The 16,476-nt window shown below is 43.7% G+C and carries 14 protein-coding genes and 1 pseudogene; 7 read left to right on the top strand and 8 right to left on the bottom strand.

The window, feature by feature from the left end; genetic code table 11:
* Positions 1 to 21: 21 nt before the first annotated feature.
* From ccmE to ccmA, 5 genes are all read right to left on the bottom strand, one after another.
* Positions 22 to 522, bottom strand: a complete 501-nt coding sequence (ccmE, locus tag AC2FA3_RS01620) for a cytochrome c maturation protein CcmE (RefSeq protein WP_201544451.1) — start codon at positions 520 to 522, stop codon at positions 22 to 24.
* 242 nt (positions 523 to 764) lie between these two features.
* Positions 765 to 989 carry a heme exporter protein CcmD gene (gene ccmD / locus AC2FA3_RS01625; protein ID WP_490508014.1) on the bottom strand — a complete coding sequence of 75 codons (225 nt, stop codon included), beginning with the start codon at positions 987 to 989 and terminating at the stop codon, positions 765 to 767.
* A gap of 13 nt (positions 990 to 1,002) precedes the next feature.
* On the bottom strand, positions 1,003 to 1,791 hold the full coding sequence (gene ccmC / locus AC2FA3_RS01630; protein WP_490508015.1) for a heme ABC transporter permease CcmC: 789 nt from the start codon (positions 1,789 to 1,791) through the stop codon (positions 1,003 to 1,005).
* 208 nt (positions 1,792 to 1,999) lie between these two features.
* Entirely contained in the window at positions 2,000 to 2,752 is a 753-nt protein-coding gene (locus AC2FA3_RS01635) for a heme exporter protein CcmB (RefSeq protein ID WP_490508016.1), read from the bottom strand.
* A gap of 109 nt (positions 2,753 to 2,861) precedes the next feature.
* On the bottom strand, positions 2,862 to 3,491 hold the full coding sequence (gene ccmA / locus AC2FA3_RS01640) for a heme ABC exporter ATP-binding protein CcmA (RefSeq protein WP_490508017.1): 630 nt from the start codon (positions 3,489 to 3,491) through the stop codon (positions 2,862 to 2,864).
* A gap of 76 nt (positions 3,492 to 3,567) precedes the next feature.
* On the opposite strand from ccmA, the gene AC2FA3_RS01645 reads away from it, so the two are divergent.
* From AC2FA3_RS01645 to AC2FA3_RS01660, 4 genes are all read left to right on the top strand, one after another.
* Positions 3,568 to 4,686, top strand: a complete 1,119-nt coding sequence (locus AC2FA3_RS01645) for a hypothetical protein (protein WP_490508018.1) — start codon at positions 3,568 to 3,570, stop codon at positions 4,684 to 4,686.
* Between the two features lie 67 nt (positions 4,687 to 4,753).
* Positions 4,754 to 5,713 carry a type III secretion system chaperone family protein gene (locus tag AC2FA3_RS01650; protein WP_490508019.1) on the top strand — a complete coding sequence of 320 codons (960 nt, stop codon included), beginning with the start codon at positions 4,754 to 4,756 and terminating at the stop codon, positions 5,711 to 5,713.
* Between the two features lie 124 nt (positions 5,714 to 5,837).
* Positions 5,838 to 6,755, top strand: a complete 918-nt coding sequence (locus AC2FA3_RS01655; protein WP_490508020.1) for a histone deacetylase family protein — start codon at positions 5,838 to 5,840, stop codon at positions 6,753 to 6,755.
* Positions 6,756 to 6,812: 57 nt separating this feature from the next.
* Positions 6,813 to 7,019 (top strand): DUF2905 domain-containing protein, encoded by a 207-nt coding sequence (locus AC2FA3_RS01660; protein ID WP_490508021.1) that lies wholly within the window; start codon positions 6,813 to 6,815, stop codon positions 7,017 to 7,019.
* Positions 7,020 to 7,038: 19 nt separating this feature from the next.
* On the opposite strand, the gene AC2FA3_RS01665 is transcribed toward AC2FA3_RS01660, so the two are convergent.
* Complete coding sequence (locus AC2FA3_RS01665; RefSeq protein ID WP_490508022.1) at positions 7,039 to 7,821, bottom strand: sulfite exporter TauE/SafE family protein; 783 nt, start codon at positions 7,819 to 7,821, stop codon at positions 7,039 to 7,041.
* Between the two features lie 92 nt (positions 7,822 to 7,913).
* Positions 7,914 to 9,287 carry a bifunctional phosphopantothenoylcysteine decarboxylase/phosphopantothenate--cysteine ligase CoaBC gene (coaBC, locus tag AC2FA3_RS01670; RefSeq protein WP_490508023.1) on the bottom strand — a complete coding sequence of 458 codons (1,374 nt, stop codon included), beginning with the start codon at positions 9,285 to 9,287 and terminating at the stop codon, positions 7,914 to 7,916.
* Between the two features lie 128 nt (positions 9,288 to 9,415).
* Between coaBC and radC the strand changes: the two genes are divergently transcribed.
* The 3 genes and pseudogenes from radC (at position 9,416) to AC2FA3_RS01685 (ending at position 15,185) form a co-directional block, all read left to right on the top strand.
* Positions 9,416 to 10,099, top strand: coding sequence for a RadC family protein (radC, locus tag AC2FA3_RS01675; protein WP_490508024.1), 684 nt, complete (start codon positions 9,416 to 9,418; stop codon positions 10,097 to 10,099).
* Positions 10,100 to 10,433: 334 nt separating this feature from the next.
* Positions 10,434 to 13,397, top strand: coding sequence for an acyl-CoA dehydrogenase (locus AC2FA3_RS01680; protein ID WP_490508025.1), 2,964 nt, complete (start codon positions 10,434 to 10,436; stop codon positions 13,395 to 13,397).
* Between the two features lie 455 nt (positions 13,398 to 13,852).
* Positions 13,853 to 15,185 (top strand): annotated as a pseudogene (locus tag AC2FA3_RS01685) (dicarboxylate/amino acid:cation symporter).
* A 317-nt stretch (positions 15,186 to 15,502) separates the two neighbouring features.
* Here the strand turns inward: AC2FA3_RS01685 and AC2FA3_RS01690 are convergent.
* Positions 15,503 to 16,258: a TSUP family transporter gene (locus AC2FA3_RS01690; RefSeq protein ID WP_490508026.1), complete on the bottom strand. Its 756-nt coding sequence runs from the start codon at positions 16,256 to 16,258 to the stop codon at positions 15,503 to 15,505.
* Positions 16,259 to 16,476 lie beyond the last annotated feature (218 nt).

The raw sequence follows: 16,476 nt of genomic DNA on the forward strand, positions 1-16,476 counted from the left end.
TAATTATTATTGCCAGCGCTATTACTGCTGCAAAGTATTGGTCTTATGAACTTTTTCAGCGGGGTTATATTGCTCAGAAGAAGGGACCGCGCTGCTACGATTGTTTTCTTTCATCGATTTGGCAACTTCTGGTGGCATATAATTTTCATCATGCTTAGCCAATACTTCACCTGCGACAAAGGTATCGCCTTGCATTTTGCCGGTTGCAACCACCCCTGAGTTTTCAGCGAACAAATCTGGCAAGATACCTTGATAAGTAACTGGCACTGTGGACTGAAAGTCGGTGATAGCAAATTCAATACTTAACGGGTCATTTGGCGCACGTTGGACACTACCAGCAACCACCATACCGCCAGCACGGATACGCTTGTCCTGCGGCGCTTCACCCTTCGCAATGGCAGTAGCGTCAAAGTAGTAATCGGTCTGTTGCCCAATGGCATAAATTACCAACACCACGGCAATCGCCGCCCCTGCAAGCGTAAACATAACCCACATCAGTTTTTTGCGACGAACTGCGTTCATACTACTACCTCATTGATGAGTCGCTGCTTTACAAACTGCGCGTCTGCAAAACAGAAAATATTAAAGAAATTCATATCAGACTGACTGGATAACAGGCCTGTCCAACCGTACTTTTCTAATACCTATATGGTAGCATTTTTTACCCAAATCAATAAGCCCTCTGACTACTGATAAGGTGATATATTTGGCCGCGAGTCATTATCATTTTATAAGCTAAGAAGCCAATACTAACAATAATTTTTTTAAGAAGATTGTTTGGTCGCAGGGTTAGGTGCTTTAGCAGCGCGCTGTGCCTGACGCGCTTGCTGAATCGTTAGCTGCTTAATAAGCGTTTGTCTTTGACGACGGCTATAGATAATAAAAACCAACATCATGCCGACCGTAATTGCCCAGCATGACCAGACAAAAACGCCATGCTCACCCATGGCAATAAACTCAGAGACGCTATAAAAGTAAGGCTGCATCATATTTTCCTAGCCATTATTTAGTTTGTCCGCGAATGTATTCTTTTACCCACGCTTTACCTTGATCGCGATATAAAATCAGCGTATTGGTACGATAAATGGCTAATGTCGCGACCAGTAAATAACTGCCAATAATCATCAATAGTAGTGGCATCCACATATCCGCCGACATTTTTGGTGCCGCAGTCAGCGTAAAGGTTGAGCCTTGGTGCAAAGTATTCCACCACTGTACTGAGTACTTGATAATGGGCAAGTTGACTGCGCCAACGATAGACAAAATAGCAGCCGCTTTACCGCGATTCGCTGTATGCTCAAAGGCTGCAAATAGCGCCATTACACCGGCATATAAAAACGCCAAAATCAGCATCGAAGTCAGCCGCGCATCCCAAACCCAATAAGTGCCCCACGTAGGCTTTGCCCAAATAGAACCCGTCAGCAGGCTAATAACACAGAGCAAAAACCCTATCGGAGCAAGCGCTTGTGCTACAAGGCTCGCTGTCTTAATTTTCCATACCAGATAAATTACGCCCAGCACGGCTAAAGCAAAATAAATGGAGATAGCCAGACTGGCTGCCGGTACATGGATAAAGATGATGCGATAGCTGTTACCTTGCAGATAATCAGGCGGCGCAAATGCTAAGCCCCAAACGCTACCTACGATCAGACAGAAACCGGCTAATATCGCTAACCACTTGACCCAAGGCGAAAAGATACGAAAGAACTCCTTGGTACCCACCGTGGTCAAGAAAACTTGCCAGATACGTTGCCACAGGCTAGGAGATGAGACATTATTCAGGTTGGGCATGGGAATAAACCTATTACGCAGCTAGTGATTATCGAGTAAAACGCATGATTCATACGACTACCCGCTAACCTGCTGGCGTTAAACGCTGGATAGAATCTACACGTGACTGTTTGTTTAATAGACTATTATAGCAAAGTTGCCAGTTTTCACCATGCTGTTAATATAAAGGGTTTTAATAAGAAAAAGAATGACATGCCAACATGTGCTTCTAATTCAGCCATGCCATTTTTAAGGTCAAGGCAATCACCCATGGCATTACCAACACGGAAATAATACTACCCGCCAATAATAAAGCCAAAATCGGCAAGCCGTTAAGACCAGTGGCAAATAAATCAACCGCACCAGTAGCAAAAATCAATACGGGTAACTGCATCGGCAAGGCAATCAAAGGCACCAACACCGCGCCATTTTTTAGCGATAGCGTCAGACTACTGGCAACCGCTGACAGCATAAGTAGCATCGGACTGCCAGTGATAATAGATGCCATCAATATCCACGCCTCAAACCAGCTAAGCTGAAATAAAGGCACGGCGAGCAAACTTAATGCCGCCACAATGCCGCTACTAAAAATCCAATGGATAACCAAACGAATTAGCACCCATAATGGCAGCGACGCTTTAGCGACGACCAATTGTGCTAAGGTGCCATTATCAAGGGCAGGCTTAAACAAACCATCAACGCCCATTACCAGTGACAACAGAGCTGCGATCCAAACTGCAGACACCCCAAGGCGTTGTAATAAAGCAGGCTCACTACCAACGGCTAGCGGAAACAAGGTAATAATCACTAAAAACAGTACCAAAGGATATAACCACTGTACTGCTCCTTGCTGCTTGACCTGCCATTCTCGCTGCCATAGCTGCATAAAGCTGATACCGCGCACAGCAGCTGCACTAGCACTTGAAGTGTTAGCATTTGAGCTTGTATTCTCTATTTGTACTGGAGTATCTATGTCTATCATCTATTCGCTCTTCCACTAATGCTTGTCGCACTTATATTGATGCTTGTTGCAGTTAGATTGATGCTTGTTGCAGTTAGATTGATGCTTATGGCACTTATATTGATAGTATTTACACCATATAATCGGACAAATCGAGCACTTGATTGGCAACGCCGACGGCCTGATGACTGGTCATTAATATCGCACCGCCAGCCGTAGCAAACTCGCGCAATCTGTCTTCCATGCGCGCCACCATATCGACATCAAGCGCGGTAAAAGGCTCATCAAGCAACCATAAAGGGGTAACTTCAGGCGTTAGTAAATATAAGCGTGCAAGGGTAATACGCCGTGTTTGACCGGCAGATAAATGGCTTGAGCTAATGGTTTCAAAACCCTGCAATCCTACCCACGTGAGAGCGTCATCAACATCAGCTATACTTGGGCTAATGCCATATAAATTGAGCAAAAAGGTAAGATTTTGGGCGACGGTAAGATTTGGATGAATGCCTAACTGGTGCGATACATATAAAGGCTGCACGGGTAAGCTTACCGCTCCTTGATAAACAACCTCACCGCTCAGCACTGGCAATAATCCAGCCAGCTGCATCAGTAGTGTCGTTTTACCCGTACCATTAGCACCAACTAAGTGACAGATACTTCCGGCAGCCAAATTGAGTGTCACCCCTTCACATAAAGGAATTTCACCACGCTGAACCGTCAGCTCATCGAGCGCAAGTAAAGCTGTATTCAGAGCTGTCATCCAAACCTCTCATTATTTATTAAGCAGCAGGCAATATTCATCACAAACACAGATGAGGTTCATGGCATAATACTTCATGCTTACCACAACCACACAGTATAACAAATTGTCGATTACTATGACCTCAAAACCTATGCAGACTTCAAAAGATATTCAAAAACCGAATCAAAACTTGGCTCAAAAATCAGACACGCCCATGCTAACTATAAACAGCTTAATCGAGGCACAAGTTGCCTTTATGCAGCAAAGGCTGCACTCGCAAGCGCAGCCGCTATCGATGCAAGCTTGGCAGTGGTTTGGCGAGCAGCCACTGAGTAAATATATCAGTAGCGATGATTTGCAGCATCTTATTAATGACTGGCTTCTTAAGCAGCCGGTTAGCGAAGTAATTCGCAGCGATATTCGCGATATTTTGCATGCTATTATTTATCATCCGGTTAATGATAATGTGCCTTTATCAGAATTGGTCGATGATACCCAAGTTGAGCTTTTAGCCAGCTACGTGGGTAGTCATGAAGAGCAGCGTAATATCTTGGTTCATACGCTGGTCGGCAATGAAACCTTTGCAGATTTGTTGACCCAAACACTCTATCACGCTATCAATGATTTTATGGAGTCTACGCTAGATAAAGCAGGGGCAGCCGGTAAGCTCATGAAATTTGGACGCAGCTCGTTTGAAAAAGCGACCAATCGCAATCTTGATGAAAAACTGCAGACGTACCTACATCGCAATATTAAAGATTTAGCGCATAAAGCAGAAGCCAATGCCCAAGCGCATTTATCCAATGAAGAGGTTGCGCGTTTATTGGTTACGGGTTGGGGGCGTATCAAAGATAAGCCGATTAGCGAAATCCAGACCTATTTACGTGATGAGCCTGACGATAGCAGCATTGAGCATATTGAAAACAGCATCCAGCAAAGCTATAACCGTTTGCGCCTATCACCTTACTTGCATAGCCTTGTAGCAGCGGGTGTCGATACGTGGTATACCAACCATCACGACGATAGCATGGCCAATATAGCAGCAAGTTTACATATTGATGAGCAGGCAATAACGCAATTGAGTACAGCCCTACTACCTGTTGTCACTGAGGCCCTTGAAAGCTCATGGGTTACGGCGCATATAACAGAGATGCTGCAAGCGTTTTATGCCCAGCCGAGTATTAAAGCAGGATTGGTATTTAGCACAGATTAATTTTTTTAGCGTACGGTTTATTATTTAGTTTTTAAACTTCCACCCTTTATTAGCTAGCCTACTATCTATGAGCCAATCTTATAAACTCAGCTTATGGCAAAGAATAAAACAGCTGCTTAATGTATCAGCTGAACAGGCTGCTATTGATGATATGAAGATAGCTAACGACTTAGGTTTGGGTTCAGATTTAAATCTAACAAAACAGGATAAAAACAACCCTCATCCTTCAGGAAATGAGAGTGATAGTGTAGAAAATTATTCTAAAGACAGTAAGGATAATAACCACGATGATACGGATGTTAGCGGCTCTATCCCTGACTTAAATCATAACCTAAACCGCAACTTTGATAACCGTTTCGATGACGTCATTTATAGCAGCCTTAGTAGTAATCTTGATAGTCGGTTAGATAGCAGCGCTGATACTAACGATTATTTTGATAATGACATTGACAATATGGCGAAACAAAATGAGCTGAATGACACCCCCATTATCAATTATCTTAAGCAGTATTTCGACGAGCAACAATGGCATTATAACCATTATCGACCAAAAAGCAGTGACAGCGACAATAACAATAATGACAGCCAGCAATCACACTATTTGTCTTTAAGAATGCGCAATAAAAAGCTCGACTGCGGCTACCTATTTCGCGTGCAAGAACACAACAACCTACTGGCAGTCTATGGTATTTTGCCGTTCTTAATACCCGAAAGCCATCAAAGCGCTGCGATGTTACTGATTACCCAAATCAATTACGACATGCTGATTGGTAATCTTGAAATGGACATCAATGATGGCGAGATACGCTACAAAAACGCCATTGATGTCGAAGCGGTCGGTATGGATGAAAACACCATTGAACATTTACTACAAAGCGTGATTGCGATGACCACGGTGACTTACGAGATATTTAGTGACTTGGTCAATAATCAAAACCCTGCTGCAGAATTGCCAGACTTACTGATGACGCTACATCAGCAAGAGGATGCGCGAACCTTTTTCTTACCCACGCAGTTTGTTCAGTAATACATTGCGCAAGCTAGATATTTGTCGCTCTTACATTTTCTCACCAATACCCTACTTTCAGAATACTTAAACCTCTCTATCCTTCTATCCTTAAATCACTTTTAAAAAGACATGCTTCAATATTATGCTAAAAATTGCCTACTCTGATATTTTTCGTTATTCCGTACCTGAAAAACATCGCTTTCCCATGAAAAAATACACTATGATTCCTGAGCGCTTATTGGCTCAAGGTACTATCACTAGCGATAATTTTTTTGCCCCAAAGCGTCTAAGTGAAGAGGAAATTTTAACCACGCATACAGCGGACTATTGGCGGCAGCTTAAGACCCAGACCTTACCACGGAAAGAAGCGCGCGCCATTGGCTTTGAGATGACACCAGAATTGGTAGAGCGTGGTCGTTATATTGCCCATGCCACTTATGAATGTGCGTTATTCGCGCAGCAATATGGCGTGGCGATGAATATCGCGGGCGGCACTCATCATGCTTTTGCCGATCATGGCGAGGGATTTTGTGTTTTTAATGATGTTTGTATTGCCAGCAATTTATTATTAAATCGTGGACAGGCACATAGAATATTGATAGTGGATTTAGATGTGCATCAAGGTAACGGCAACGCCAGTATCATGGCGGATGAGCCGCGCGTTTTTGTGTTTAGTATGCATGGCGCTAAGAATTATCCGTTTCGTAAACAAGTATCAGACTTAGATATCGAGCTGGATAACGATACGGGTGATGCAGAATATTTACAGATATTAGAGGATACGCTGCCGCGTTTAATCAATGAATTTGCGCCAGATATGATATTTTACCAATCTGCAGTCGATGTGTTAGCAACTGATAAATTGGGCAAACTTAGTCTGACGCTAAAGGGTTGTAAGGCGCGTGATGAGTATGTCTTGCAACAAGCTAAAGCGGCCAATATTCCCATTGCTATCGTCATGGGCGGCGGCTATTCAGAAGATATCGAAGACGTGGTTGAAGCGCACTGTAATACTTTTCGCTTGGCACAGCAGATATTTTTTACAGAATTGAATGAGTAGCGTGTAGCGAAATGAAAGATAAGAAAAAATAACATAAAAAGGTTAGTGAGGTGGTAGATGGCAAAAATATTAATAAGTGTAGGAATTTTGCTGGTTATTATCGGCGTTATTTGGCTGCTGTTTCCAAATGCGTTTTCGTGGATAGGTAATATGCCAGGCGATATTAAACAAACCTCAGGCAATACGCGAGTTTACTTTCCAGTCGTAACCATGATAATAATCAGTATCGTTGCTACCATACTGTTAAATTTGTTCAATCGGTAAATTTATTTAATTGCTCAGTTTATAGCAATGTCGTTATTCCCTGCCAGCCGACACGAATACCTAGCACGGTGAGAATCAATAAGATAAGCTGACGAAAGCGTGCCTGTGGTAAATAGCGACGCAAGCGAATACCAACTAACAGCGCAGCGATAGACAATACACTCAGTAGAGTAATCAGCTGCCATTCACCACTACTGAGTGCCATGATAGGTTCACGCAAGACAATAATTTGCGCAACCTTTCCCAAGAAATAACACATATTGCCGACTTTAGCGATGGTGTTTTTATCATCGCTTGCGGACAACAAATACATCATTAATATGGTCGACATGGCATTGGTCGCACCGCCAATAATACCAGCACTAAGTCCAACGATAATCAGTACAGGCTTGGTATTGGGCAGACGGATTTGCTTATCGAGCAAGCTACTGACGACATAAAAACCAATAACTGCTGCCAATATCAACAAAATATAAGCACTATCGATCCATAGCAGTAGCTTGGCACCAAGCATACTACCGAGCAAACTGGTTAACGCAAGCAACCAATAGCGCCTGCCGTAATAGATAAAATTTTGCCAAATCGTGCGCCCGCCACCCGCCAACCAAGTCATGGCATTGAGTAATAATGAGGGAAAAATCACCAAGACAATAGCGTGCGGTAAAGGATAGATGCTGGCAAGCGCGGTGGTGGTTACTAACGTTACACCCAGCCCGCTGATACCATGCAGCAATGATGCTAGCGCGAAAATTGCAAACAGTAATAATGTTTGGGTACTATCGCTATCCACAATATTTGCCATATTTGTCATAGAACTTACAACCTAATAGCGATATTGACGACTGATATTGACAATAGTGCAATCAGCATAACTAGGCGGTTTCTTATGATTGGTTATGATTGATGACGTTGCCAAATGGTCTCACCAATAATAGTCGCCAACTGCTCGGCAATCTCATCTTTGCTCGCCTTCTCCAGGATTATGCTATCGTGCTCATAACGCTCTGAGAAAAATACTTGCATGGCATTATCATCACTGGCAAAACCAATATCTGCGCGTGAGACATCATTACAAGCGATTAAATCTAAATCTTTAGATAGCAGTTTGCCACGTGCATAGTGCTCGACATCTTGCGTTTCTGCCGCAAAACCAACGACAAACAGCTCTGGATGGGCAAGTGAAATCGTCGCTAAAATATCAGGGTTTTTAACCAAGCTCAGGGTCATTGCATCTTGGGTCTTTTTGATTTTTTGCGGTGCCGCTTCTTCAGTACGATAATCGGCGACCGCTGCGGTGGCAATAAAGATATCAGCAACCTTTAAGCTGCTATCATTGATAATCTCAGCATTTTCATGTTGATGTTCTTCACCGCAATCACAGTCGCCATGGTGATGAGCATGGTCATGGCTGTGTTCATGAGAATGCTCATCGTCCTCTTCAGGCAAATACTGTAGCGCACTATGCGTACCATCGACACATTGTTGCGCTGCTATCAGCATGTCTTTGGCTGATAGGACGTCAATGCGCGTGACATTGAGCGGTGTTGGCAGGGCAACTTTGCCACCAGCAATCAAAATAACGTCTGCACCAGCGGCAACACAAGCACGTGCTAAAGCAAAGCCCATTTTGCCAGTAGAGTGATTAGACAAATAGCGCACCGGATCGATAGCTTCTACTGTTGGTCCTGCGGTAATCACCACGCGTTTACCTGCCAATAATTGCGGCGTGGTTTGCATAGCATTAAATAGCAGCACTTCAGCTAACAACTCTTCAGGCTCAGGTAAACGCCCTGCGCCGACATCACCGCACGCCTGCTCACCGCTGGCTGGTTGGATAATTTGATAATTCATATCGCGCAGGGTTTGCACATTGAGATTCACCGCCGGATGCGCCCACATTTGCTGATTCATCGCTGGCGCAATGATAACGGGAGCAGTCGTCGCCAAGCAGACAGTGGTCAATAAATCATCTGCCATACCCATCGCAAGCCGTGCCAGAGTATTGGCTGAGGCAGGTGCAATGACAATTAAATCTGCCCATTTAGCAAGCTCAATATGCCCCATTCCCGCTTCTGCTTGCTCATCTAACAATGAGATATGCACCTCATTTCCAGTCAAGGCTTGCAAGGTAAGTGGCGTGATAAAAGCTTGGGCGCCTGTGGTCATAATGACGCGCACATCAAAGCCTGCCTTGATTAATAAGCGGGCGAATATAGCAGATTTATAAGCGGCGATACCGCCGGTGACAGCAAGGACAATATTTGACATAAGCATGGCATCAGTAAAAAAATGAAAGATAAAAATTGCGCTTATAGTAACAATTATGCGATAAGTTAGGGGAAGTTTTGTGGATTTATCTCACTTATCTGGCACCTAGCCCTGCTCAAGGAGGAACAATGGCAATTAAAGACTGGCATGAAGATGATAGACCGCGTGAAAAACTGCTGAAGTTTGGCGCCGCCCATTTATCTGATGCTGAGATATTAGCGATATTCCTGCGGACGGGCACCCAGTCTCAATCCGCCATTGAACTCGCCCGCCATTTGATAGAGCAGTTTGGTAGCCTAGCAGAGCTGTTGGCCGCGCCACAAGAGACGGTACTTGCTTGTCACGGTATTGGTCCCGCTAAATATGCGCAAATACTGGCATCGCTTGAGATGGGCACGCGCTACTTAGACAGTCAGCTTAAAACTGGTCATGCCCTTGGGCGCTCGCAAATGGTCAAAGACTATATTAGTACCCAGCTGCGCGGTGAGCACCGTGAAGTCTTTGCCGTACTGTGTCTGGACAATGCGTTAAATCTAATCAATTTTGAGATCTTGTTTACTGGCGGGATTTCCTCTTGTTCGGTCTGCATCAAACACGTCTTACGGCATGCGTTGAGCTACGCCGCCAGTCAACTTATCGTCGCTCATAACCACCCGCATACCAATGCGACCCCTTCAACAGCAGATAACTTATTAACTTACGAGCTAAAAAAGGCTTGTGACTTAATAGATTTGTCATTGGTTGACCATATCATCGTCGGACGCAATGAAACGCTCTCATATGCCGAGAGCTGCTTGCCACCTTTTGGCTAAAGCTCGATAGCCGCTGATTATATAAGCAAATCTTGATACATATTATCGACATAGCGTAGCATTTTGGCTCTTGATACTTATAAACAACTGTTTCATATTAGTAGTTAACTTTATTTTTGCTGTGACAGTTATCGGTATACTTACTATTTATTGGCAAATCTACTATTGATAGATTTATTTAATAGTAGGTTTGCGCTTATTAATTTTAATAAACTGTTATAAATAAAGCACAACACCCCTGATGGAAAAATAAAACAACAATTAGAGTTATTCCATCATTTTTTATTCATTTAAATTTTACGCTTGTGCATTCAGCGTTATAAAGGAGACAGTCATGGGCATTGGCTTATTTATTTTAGCAATAATCATTCAGTTAGCCGTGGTCTTGGCCATCTTTTTATTATCCTTATCGCGTGTCACTGGCAGTGTCGTGGCCCTTGTTACCGTCCTCGTCACCGCATTTATCAGTCCATGGTCGCTCATCTTAGGCATACCAATCGCGCTCTTATGCCTAGTATTGTTATTTACTCCGCTGCGTCAGTCATTGATTACCAAGCCTGTATATAAAGCCTTGGGCGGTGCCATGCCAAGCATGAGCGATACCGAACGTGAAGCACTCGATGCCGGTACCAGCTGGTGGGAAAAAGAGCTGTTTATGGGCGCGCCAGATTGGGACACCTTTGCCAAATACCCCTATCCTGAACTATCAGAAGAAGAGCAAAGCTTTATTGATAATGAAGTAGAAGTGTTATGTGCCATGCTCGATGAATGGCAAATCCATCATGAAGATAAAGAGCTGTCACCAGAGGCGTGGCGCTTTATTAAAGCCAATGGCTTTTTGGGTTTAATCATCCCTAAAGAATATGGCGGACTGGAATTTAGCTCGTATGCCCAAAGTCGTGTCATGAGTAAGATTGCGTCGCGCTCGCCGACTGCCGCAGTGACTTGTATGGTACCGAACTCGCTCGGTCCTGGTGAGCTATTGATGCACTACGGAACAGAGGAGCAAAAGCAGCGCTGGTTACCGGGTTTGGCTAGAGGTGAGGAAATCCCATGCTTTGGTTTGACCGGTCCTGAAGCTGGCTCTGATGCTGGTGCTATTCCTGATACCGGTGTGGTTTGCTATGGTATGCATGAAGGCGAGCAAGTACTCGGTCTACGCATGAATTTCTCTAAGCGCTGGATTACTCTAGCCCCTATCGCCACCGTCGTTGGTTTAGCCTTTAAGATGCATGACCCAGAAGGCTTACTTGGCGACCCTAAAAAGACCGATTACGGTATTACCTGTGCGCTCGTTCCTGCTAGCCATGAAGGGGTTGTTACCGGTCCACGTCACCATCCAATTGGCTCGCCATTTATGAATGGTACGGTCGATGGTAAAGACGTCTTTATCCCGCTAGATTATATTATCGGCGGTGTTGAAAATGCTGGTCGCGGTTGGCGCATGCTGATGGAATGTTTGGGCGTTGGCCGCGGTATCTCCTTGCCAGCGCTATCAACGTCTGCCAGTGAAGTCACCTATTTGACCGTTGGTGCATTTGCAAAAGTACGTGAGCAATTTAAAATCTCTGTCGGCAAATTTGAAGGCGTGCAAGATGCCACCAGCCGCATGGCCAGTAATACTTATATGCTCGAGGCCTTTCGTCATTTGGTCACCTGCGGTCTCAACCAAGGCGGGACGCCATCGGTGATGACGGCAATGGCAAAATACTATGCCACTGAGACTATGCGTTCAGTCATTAATGATGGCATGGATGTGGTCGGTGGTCGTGCGGTACAAATGGGACCGCGTAACTTTTTAGCGATTCCTTATCAAGCGATTCCTGTCTCTATCACCGTTGAGGGTGCCAATATCTTAACGCGCTCGTTGATGATATTTGGTCAAGGGGCAATGCGTTGTCACCCTTATCTATTTGATGAGCTGCAACTGCTACAAAGTGATGATAAAGAAGGCGCGCTCAAGCAATTTGATAATTTATTCTTTAAACACTTGGGCTATACCTTTAATCGCGGTGCCAAAGCCTTTGTCGCAGGTTATGTCGGCGGCAGCAGCCATGCGCCAAGCTTTGCCGATAGCTTTACCCTTCCTTATTATAAAGACATCAATCGTTTGAGCGCAGGCTTTGCCCTAACCGCCGATATGTCTTTAGGCTTATTGGCAGGTGACTTAAAACGTAAAGAGATGCTGTCTGGACGCTTAGCGGATATCCACGCGCATCTATTTATCTGTACAGCAATTTTGCAATTTTATCAATATGGCTCTAAGTCAAAAGCCGAACGCTTGCATGCAGAAGTGGCACTAAAAAATAGCCTTTATACCATTCAAGAAGCCTTTTTATCTTTATTTACCAACTTCCCAAATCGCATGGCGGCGAGTGTGGTCAGCTTTGTGACTTTCCCAAGTGGTCGTATTTTTGCACCGGTCAGCGATGAGTTAAAACGCCAATTGGGCGATACATTTATGGACGACTTTGAAGCCAATCCATTCCGTGATTATCTCAAAACTATGGTGTATTACAATACCGAACCTGATGATGTCACGGGGCGCATGGAGCACGCTTATCAAACGCTGCTTGACGTTGAACCTTTATGGCAGAATTTTAAAAAGGCGGAGCATAAAGACAACTTTGAAGGTCTTACCTTTGAAGATCACGTGGTCTATGCCAGCCAAAACGGTGATATTACTGAAGAAGAAGCTGAAGTACTTATTCAATATAACGCCATCCGCTATGACTCGTTATTGACCGATGTGTTCGATAAGCATCTCTCTAAAGCACAAGAACGTCACAATCCGCACAGTTTAGAAAATGCGGTCTATAAGCTGACTGACTACGCGCAATTGAAAAACGATGCACAAGCAAGAAACGGCATCGCAGCTGATAATACTGCGCAAACAGCTGAGCCAATGACTGATAACCTTGAGCCTGCAGCAGATGATAAACAAGAAGCAACCGGTGATGCCAATCCTGACCATGGTTATGAGAGCGATGGCGATGTCAAAATGGTCAGCGAGCAAGACACGGTAAAAGAAGTTCAGGCACAAACCGATTTTGCAGAATCAGACCCTGAAGCACAAGCACTCGACCCGCGTCACCGTGATGCAGAATCGCATTTAAGCGAACGCATGGGTCACAACCATAGCCTTAACAAGACCGATCCAAATAGTGCCACAGCAGAGAATAGTTTAGGTAAAACGGTGACGGTAATGACAGACATAACGGACAGTGAGGTAGAAAAAGCAAATAGTCACCCTGAATGGAAGGACGGTTTACGTCGTGACGAAAATGATAAGGTTTAACTGACTCATAATTGGCGCTTTTATAAATTTTATTTTTCAACTTAAGCGAGACTATCCAATGGATAGTCTCGCTTTTTTATTTATCACTTTTTGATTTAGAGAATTTATTAAGCAGCTATTACACGCAAATTCACACGCAAATATACGTAAGAACGGCTTATCTTATTCCATTGAATCTAAAAGTTTCTAATGCTAAATAAATCTGAAACACCGTGAATTTATCCGCTCGCATTGTCTAAGTCATAAATATTTCTTGCAGTACCCCCAACAATTCTTTTATATTGTCCCCAAAACCTGACCTCGATGACAGGTAAAACTTTTAGACGTAATAAAAACAGGCGTAAAAACGATACCCATGCGGCTTAAGATATCGTATTTATGACTGTGCGTTACGGCAACCAAGGATCGTAGTTATGTGGAAGAATATGGGACTGACGGGTAAGATTATTGTTGCCATGGTGCTGGGTATCATACTGGGTTTATTTATAAACTATTCGGGATTGAACACTGAAGGCAGCTTTGTTAACGACTATGTGACCAATGGTTTTTTTGCCATTGTTGGTAAGCTGTTTGTAAACTCGCTCAAAATGCTGGTTGTACCGCTGGTCTTGATTTCGCTTATCTGCGGTGTCTGCGGTATCGGTGATATTCGTCTATTAGGACGTATTGGTGGCAAAACATTCTTTATCTATATGGTGACTACAGCACTAGCGATTACTACGGCTATCGGGCTTGGTTCACTATTTGGTATTGGTAAAGGCATGCAAATCGAAACTAAAGCGGTATTCGAAGCCGAGTCAGCACCCCCCCCTTATCGACGTTTTCTCTAATATTATCCCTTCTAACCCTATCAGTGCGATGGCAAATGGCGATATGCTATCGATTATCTTTTTTGCGATGTTAATCGGTATTAGTATTTTGATGGTGGGTAAGCCTGCCAAAGGTTTGGTACAAAGCTTAGAGCTGATTAATGAAGTTATCTTAAAAATGGTGACGATCATTATGAATCTTGCACCGTATGGCGTCTTTGCACTATTAACCAAAGCGATGGCTGAGCTGGGCTTAGACCTTATCTGGTCACTGCTAGGGTATGTCGCAGTATTGGTTGGTGCACTCTTCTTTCACTTTTTTGTCACGATGATGGTGATACTTAAGCTGACTTCAGGGCTATCGGTTAAAACCTTTTTGGCAAAAATGCGCGAAGTGCAAATATTTGCTTTTAGTACTTCAAGCTCAAATGCGACGATTCCTATTACCTTACGTACAGTCACCAAGCGTATGGGCGTTAGTAATTCAGTAGCTTCTTTTACCATTCCATTTGGTGCCACCATTAATATGGATGGTACGGCGATCATGCAAGGTACGGCGACTATTTTTATCGCCAATCTGTATGGTATTCAATTAGGCATTACAGGATACCTGACCGTTATTTTGATGTCAGTACTTGCTTCTATCGGCACCGCAGGTGTTCCGGGCGTAGGTCTGATTATGCTATCCATGGTATTTGCCCAAGTCGGTTTACCCATTGAAGGTATCGGTCTGATTTTAGGGGTTGACCGTATCCTTGATATGTTACGTACTGCCGTCAACGTCAGCGGCGATGCTGCTGTTACAGTCATCGTTGCAAAATCAGAAGGTGAAATGGATTTGGCAATTTACAACGATCCTGATGCGGGTGCAAAAGAGATGTTTGATGGGCATATCGATGCAGACAGCGAGCGCGAATTCTCTGAAGTCTTTAGCGATGGCATTATGGGCAGTGAGTACGACGATATTAAACGTGGCTAGTTTTAATAGTGGCTAACTTCAATGTGGCTAGTGTGAATATAAAATAGCCAAAGATGAAAGTTTAATAATAAAAAAACCTCGGTCAATTTGTGAACTGAGGTTTTTTTCTGTCTTGAATAAGGTTTTTAGCATTAATATATAGACGAAATACCTTAAAAACGGGACGTTACTGCTGGAATAAGTTTTTTGAAGCCTCTGGAGTGCGAAGCACACAGCAAGCGAAGAAAATTTATTCTAGCTGTAGAAGATTATAGACACGGCTCTTTTAATTTAAACAGACTATTTCAGCCTCAACATAATCATAATAATCATCACTATTAACCCAATACATACTTGGTTAGCATCGCTAGACAAACCAGTACAATCATAGGGCGAATAAGTTTGCTGCCACCTTTAACGACCATATGTGAGCCAAAATACGCCCCTATCGTCTGCCCAACCATCATTGCCAACCCCACTTTCCATAATACATTACCGCCCAAGATAAAGAAAATGAGCGAGCCAATATTGGTAGATAAATTCAACACTTTTGCCGCGCCCGTCGCTTCAATAATTTGGCGACCACGCAGCGCCACATTTCCTAAGGCAAAAAACATCCCCGTACCCGGTCCCATATAACCATCATAAAACCCAATCAAGGGTGCCACTACTTTTTGCCAATTGCTTTCTGAGATGCGCGGTGAGGCCTCCACTTCGCCCAATCTCGGCGCAAATAAAGTATAAATACCAATTGCCGCAATCAAAAATGGAATCAGCTTTTCCAATAAATCAGGCGGCGATAACTGCACAGCAATTGTGCCAACAACAGAACCGATAAAAGCCGCGATAATCCCCGTTTTTATATTCTTTGGTTTGACCACACCTTTTCTAATCATCGTAATGGACGCTGCGAGCGCCCCTGATGCCGCTTGCAGTTTATTGGTTCCTAATGTCAGCACGGGCGGAATATTGGCAAGTAGCATGGCGGGAATGGTCAATAAACCACCGCCGCCAGCGATAGCATCGATGAAACCTGCTAGCGCGGCAACAGCTGTCAGCATTAAAATAATCTCGATAGAGAGCGATATGTCCATGACACTAACCTTGAAAATTTAGGATATAAAAAAAGCAAACTTGACGTTAAAATTTGTGTAAAAGCGCTCATTATAAAGATAAAACCGTAAAAAGAACCAAAAACCTAGTAAAGTCTGCTAGATTTGTCATATCGGCTGTCTTATTAGGTTGTCCTTTGATAGTCGTTGAGTCTTCACGGACGCAGCATAAAACCGTTAACGTATTTAATTGTTTATAT

This window comes from Janibacter sp. CoH_79_TC_3 (assembly GCF_058197955.1).

Bases quoted from the DNA above. Each gene is read 5' to 3' on its own strand.
- ccmE (WP_201544451.1), bottom strand. From the start codon at position 522: ATGAACGCAGTTCGTCGCAAAAAACTGATGTGGGTTATGTTTACGCTT.
- ccmD (WP_490508014.1), bottom strand. From the start codon at position 989: ATGATGCAGCCTTACTTTTATAGCGTCTCTGAGTTTATTGCCATGGGT.
- ccmC (WP_490508015.1), bottom strand. From the start codon at position 1,791: ATGCCCAACCTGAATAATGTCTCATCTCCTAGCCTGTGGCAACGTATC.
- AC2FA3_RS01635 (WP_490508016.1), bottom strand. From the start codon at position 2,752: ATGATAGACATAGATACTCCAGTACAAATAGAGAATACAAGCTCAAAT.
- ccmA (WP_490508017.1), bottom strand. From the start codon at position 3,491: ATGACAGCTCTGAATACAGCTTTACTTGCGCTCGATGAGCTGACGGTT.
- AC2FA3_RS01645 (WP_490508018.1), top strand. From the start codon at position 3,568: ATGCTTACCACAACCACACAGTATAACAAATTGTCGATTACTATGACC.
- AC2FA3_RS01650 (WP_490508019.1), top strand. From the start codon at position 4,754: ATGAGCCAATCTTATAAACTCAGCTTATGGCAAAGAATAAAACAGCTG.
- AC2FA3_RS01655 (WP_490508020.1), top strand. From the start codon at position 5,838: ATGCTAAAAATTGCCTACTCTGATATTTTTCGTTATTCCGTACCTGAA.
- AC2FA3_RS01660 (WP_490508021.1), top strand. From the start codon at position 6,813: ATGGCAAAAATATTAATAAGTGTAGGAATTTTGCTGGTTATTATCGGC.
- AC2FA3_RS01665 (WP_490508022.1), bottom strand. From the start codon at position 7,821: ATGGCAAATATTGTGGATAGCGATAGTACCCAAACATTATTACTGTTT.
- coaBC (WP_490508023.1), bottom strand. From the start codon at position 9,287: ATGTCAAATATTGTCCTTGCTGTCACCGGCGGTATCGCCGCTTATAAA.
- radC (WP_490508024.1), top strand. From the start codon at position 9,416: ATGGCAATTAAAGACTGGCATGAAGATGATAGACCGCGTGAAAAACTG.
- AC2FA3_RS01680 (WP_490508025.1), top strand. From the start codon at position 10,434: ATGGGCATTGGCTTATTTATTTTAGCAATAATCATTCAGTTAGCCGTG.
- AC2FA3_RS01690 (WP_490508026.1), bottom strand. From the start codon at position 16,258: ATGGACATATCGCTCTCTATCGAGATTATTTTAATGCTGACAGCTGTT.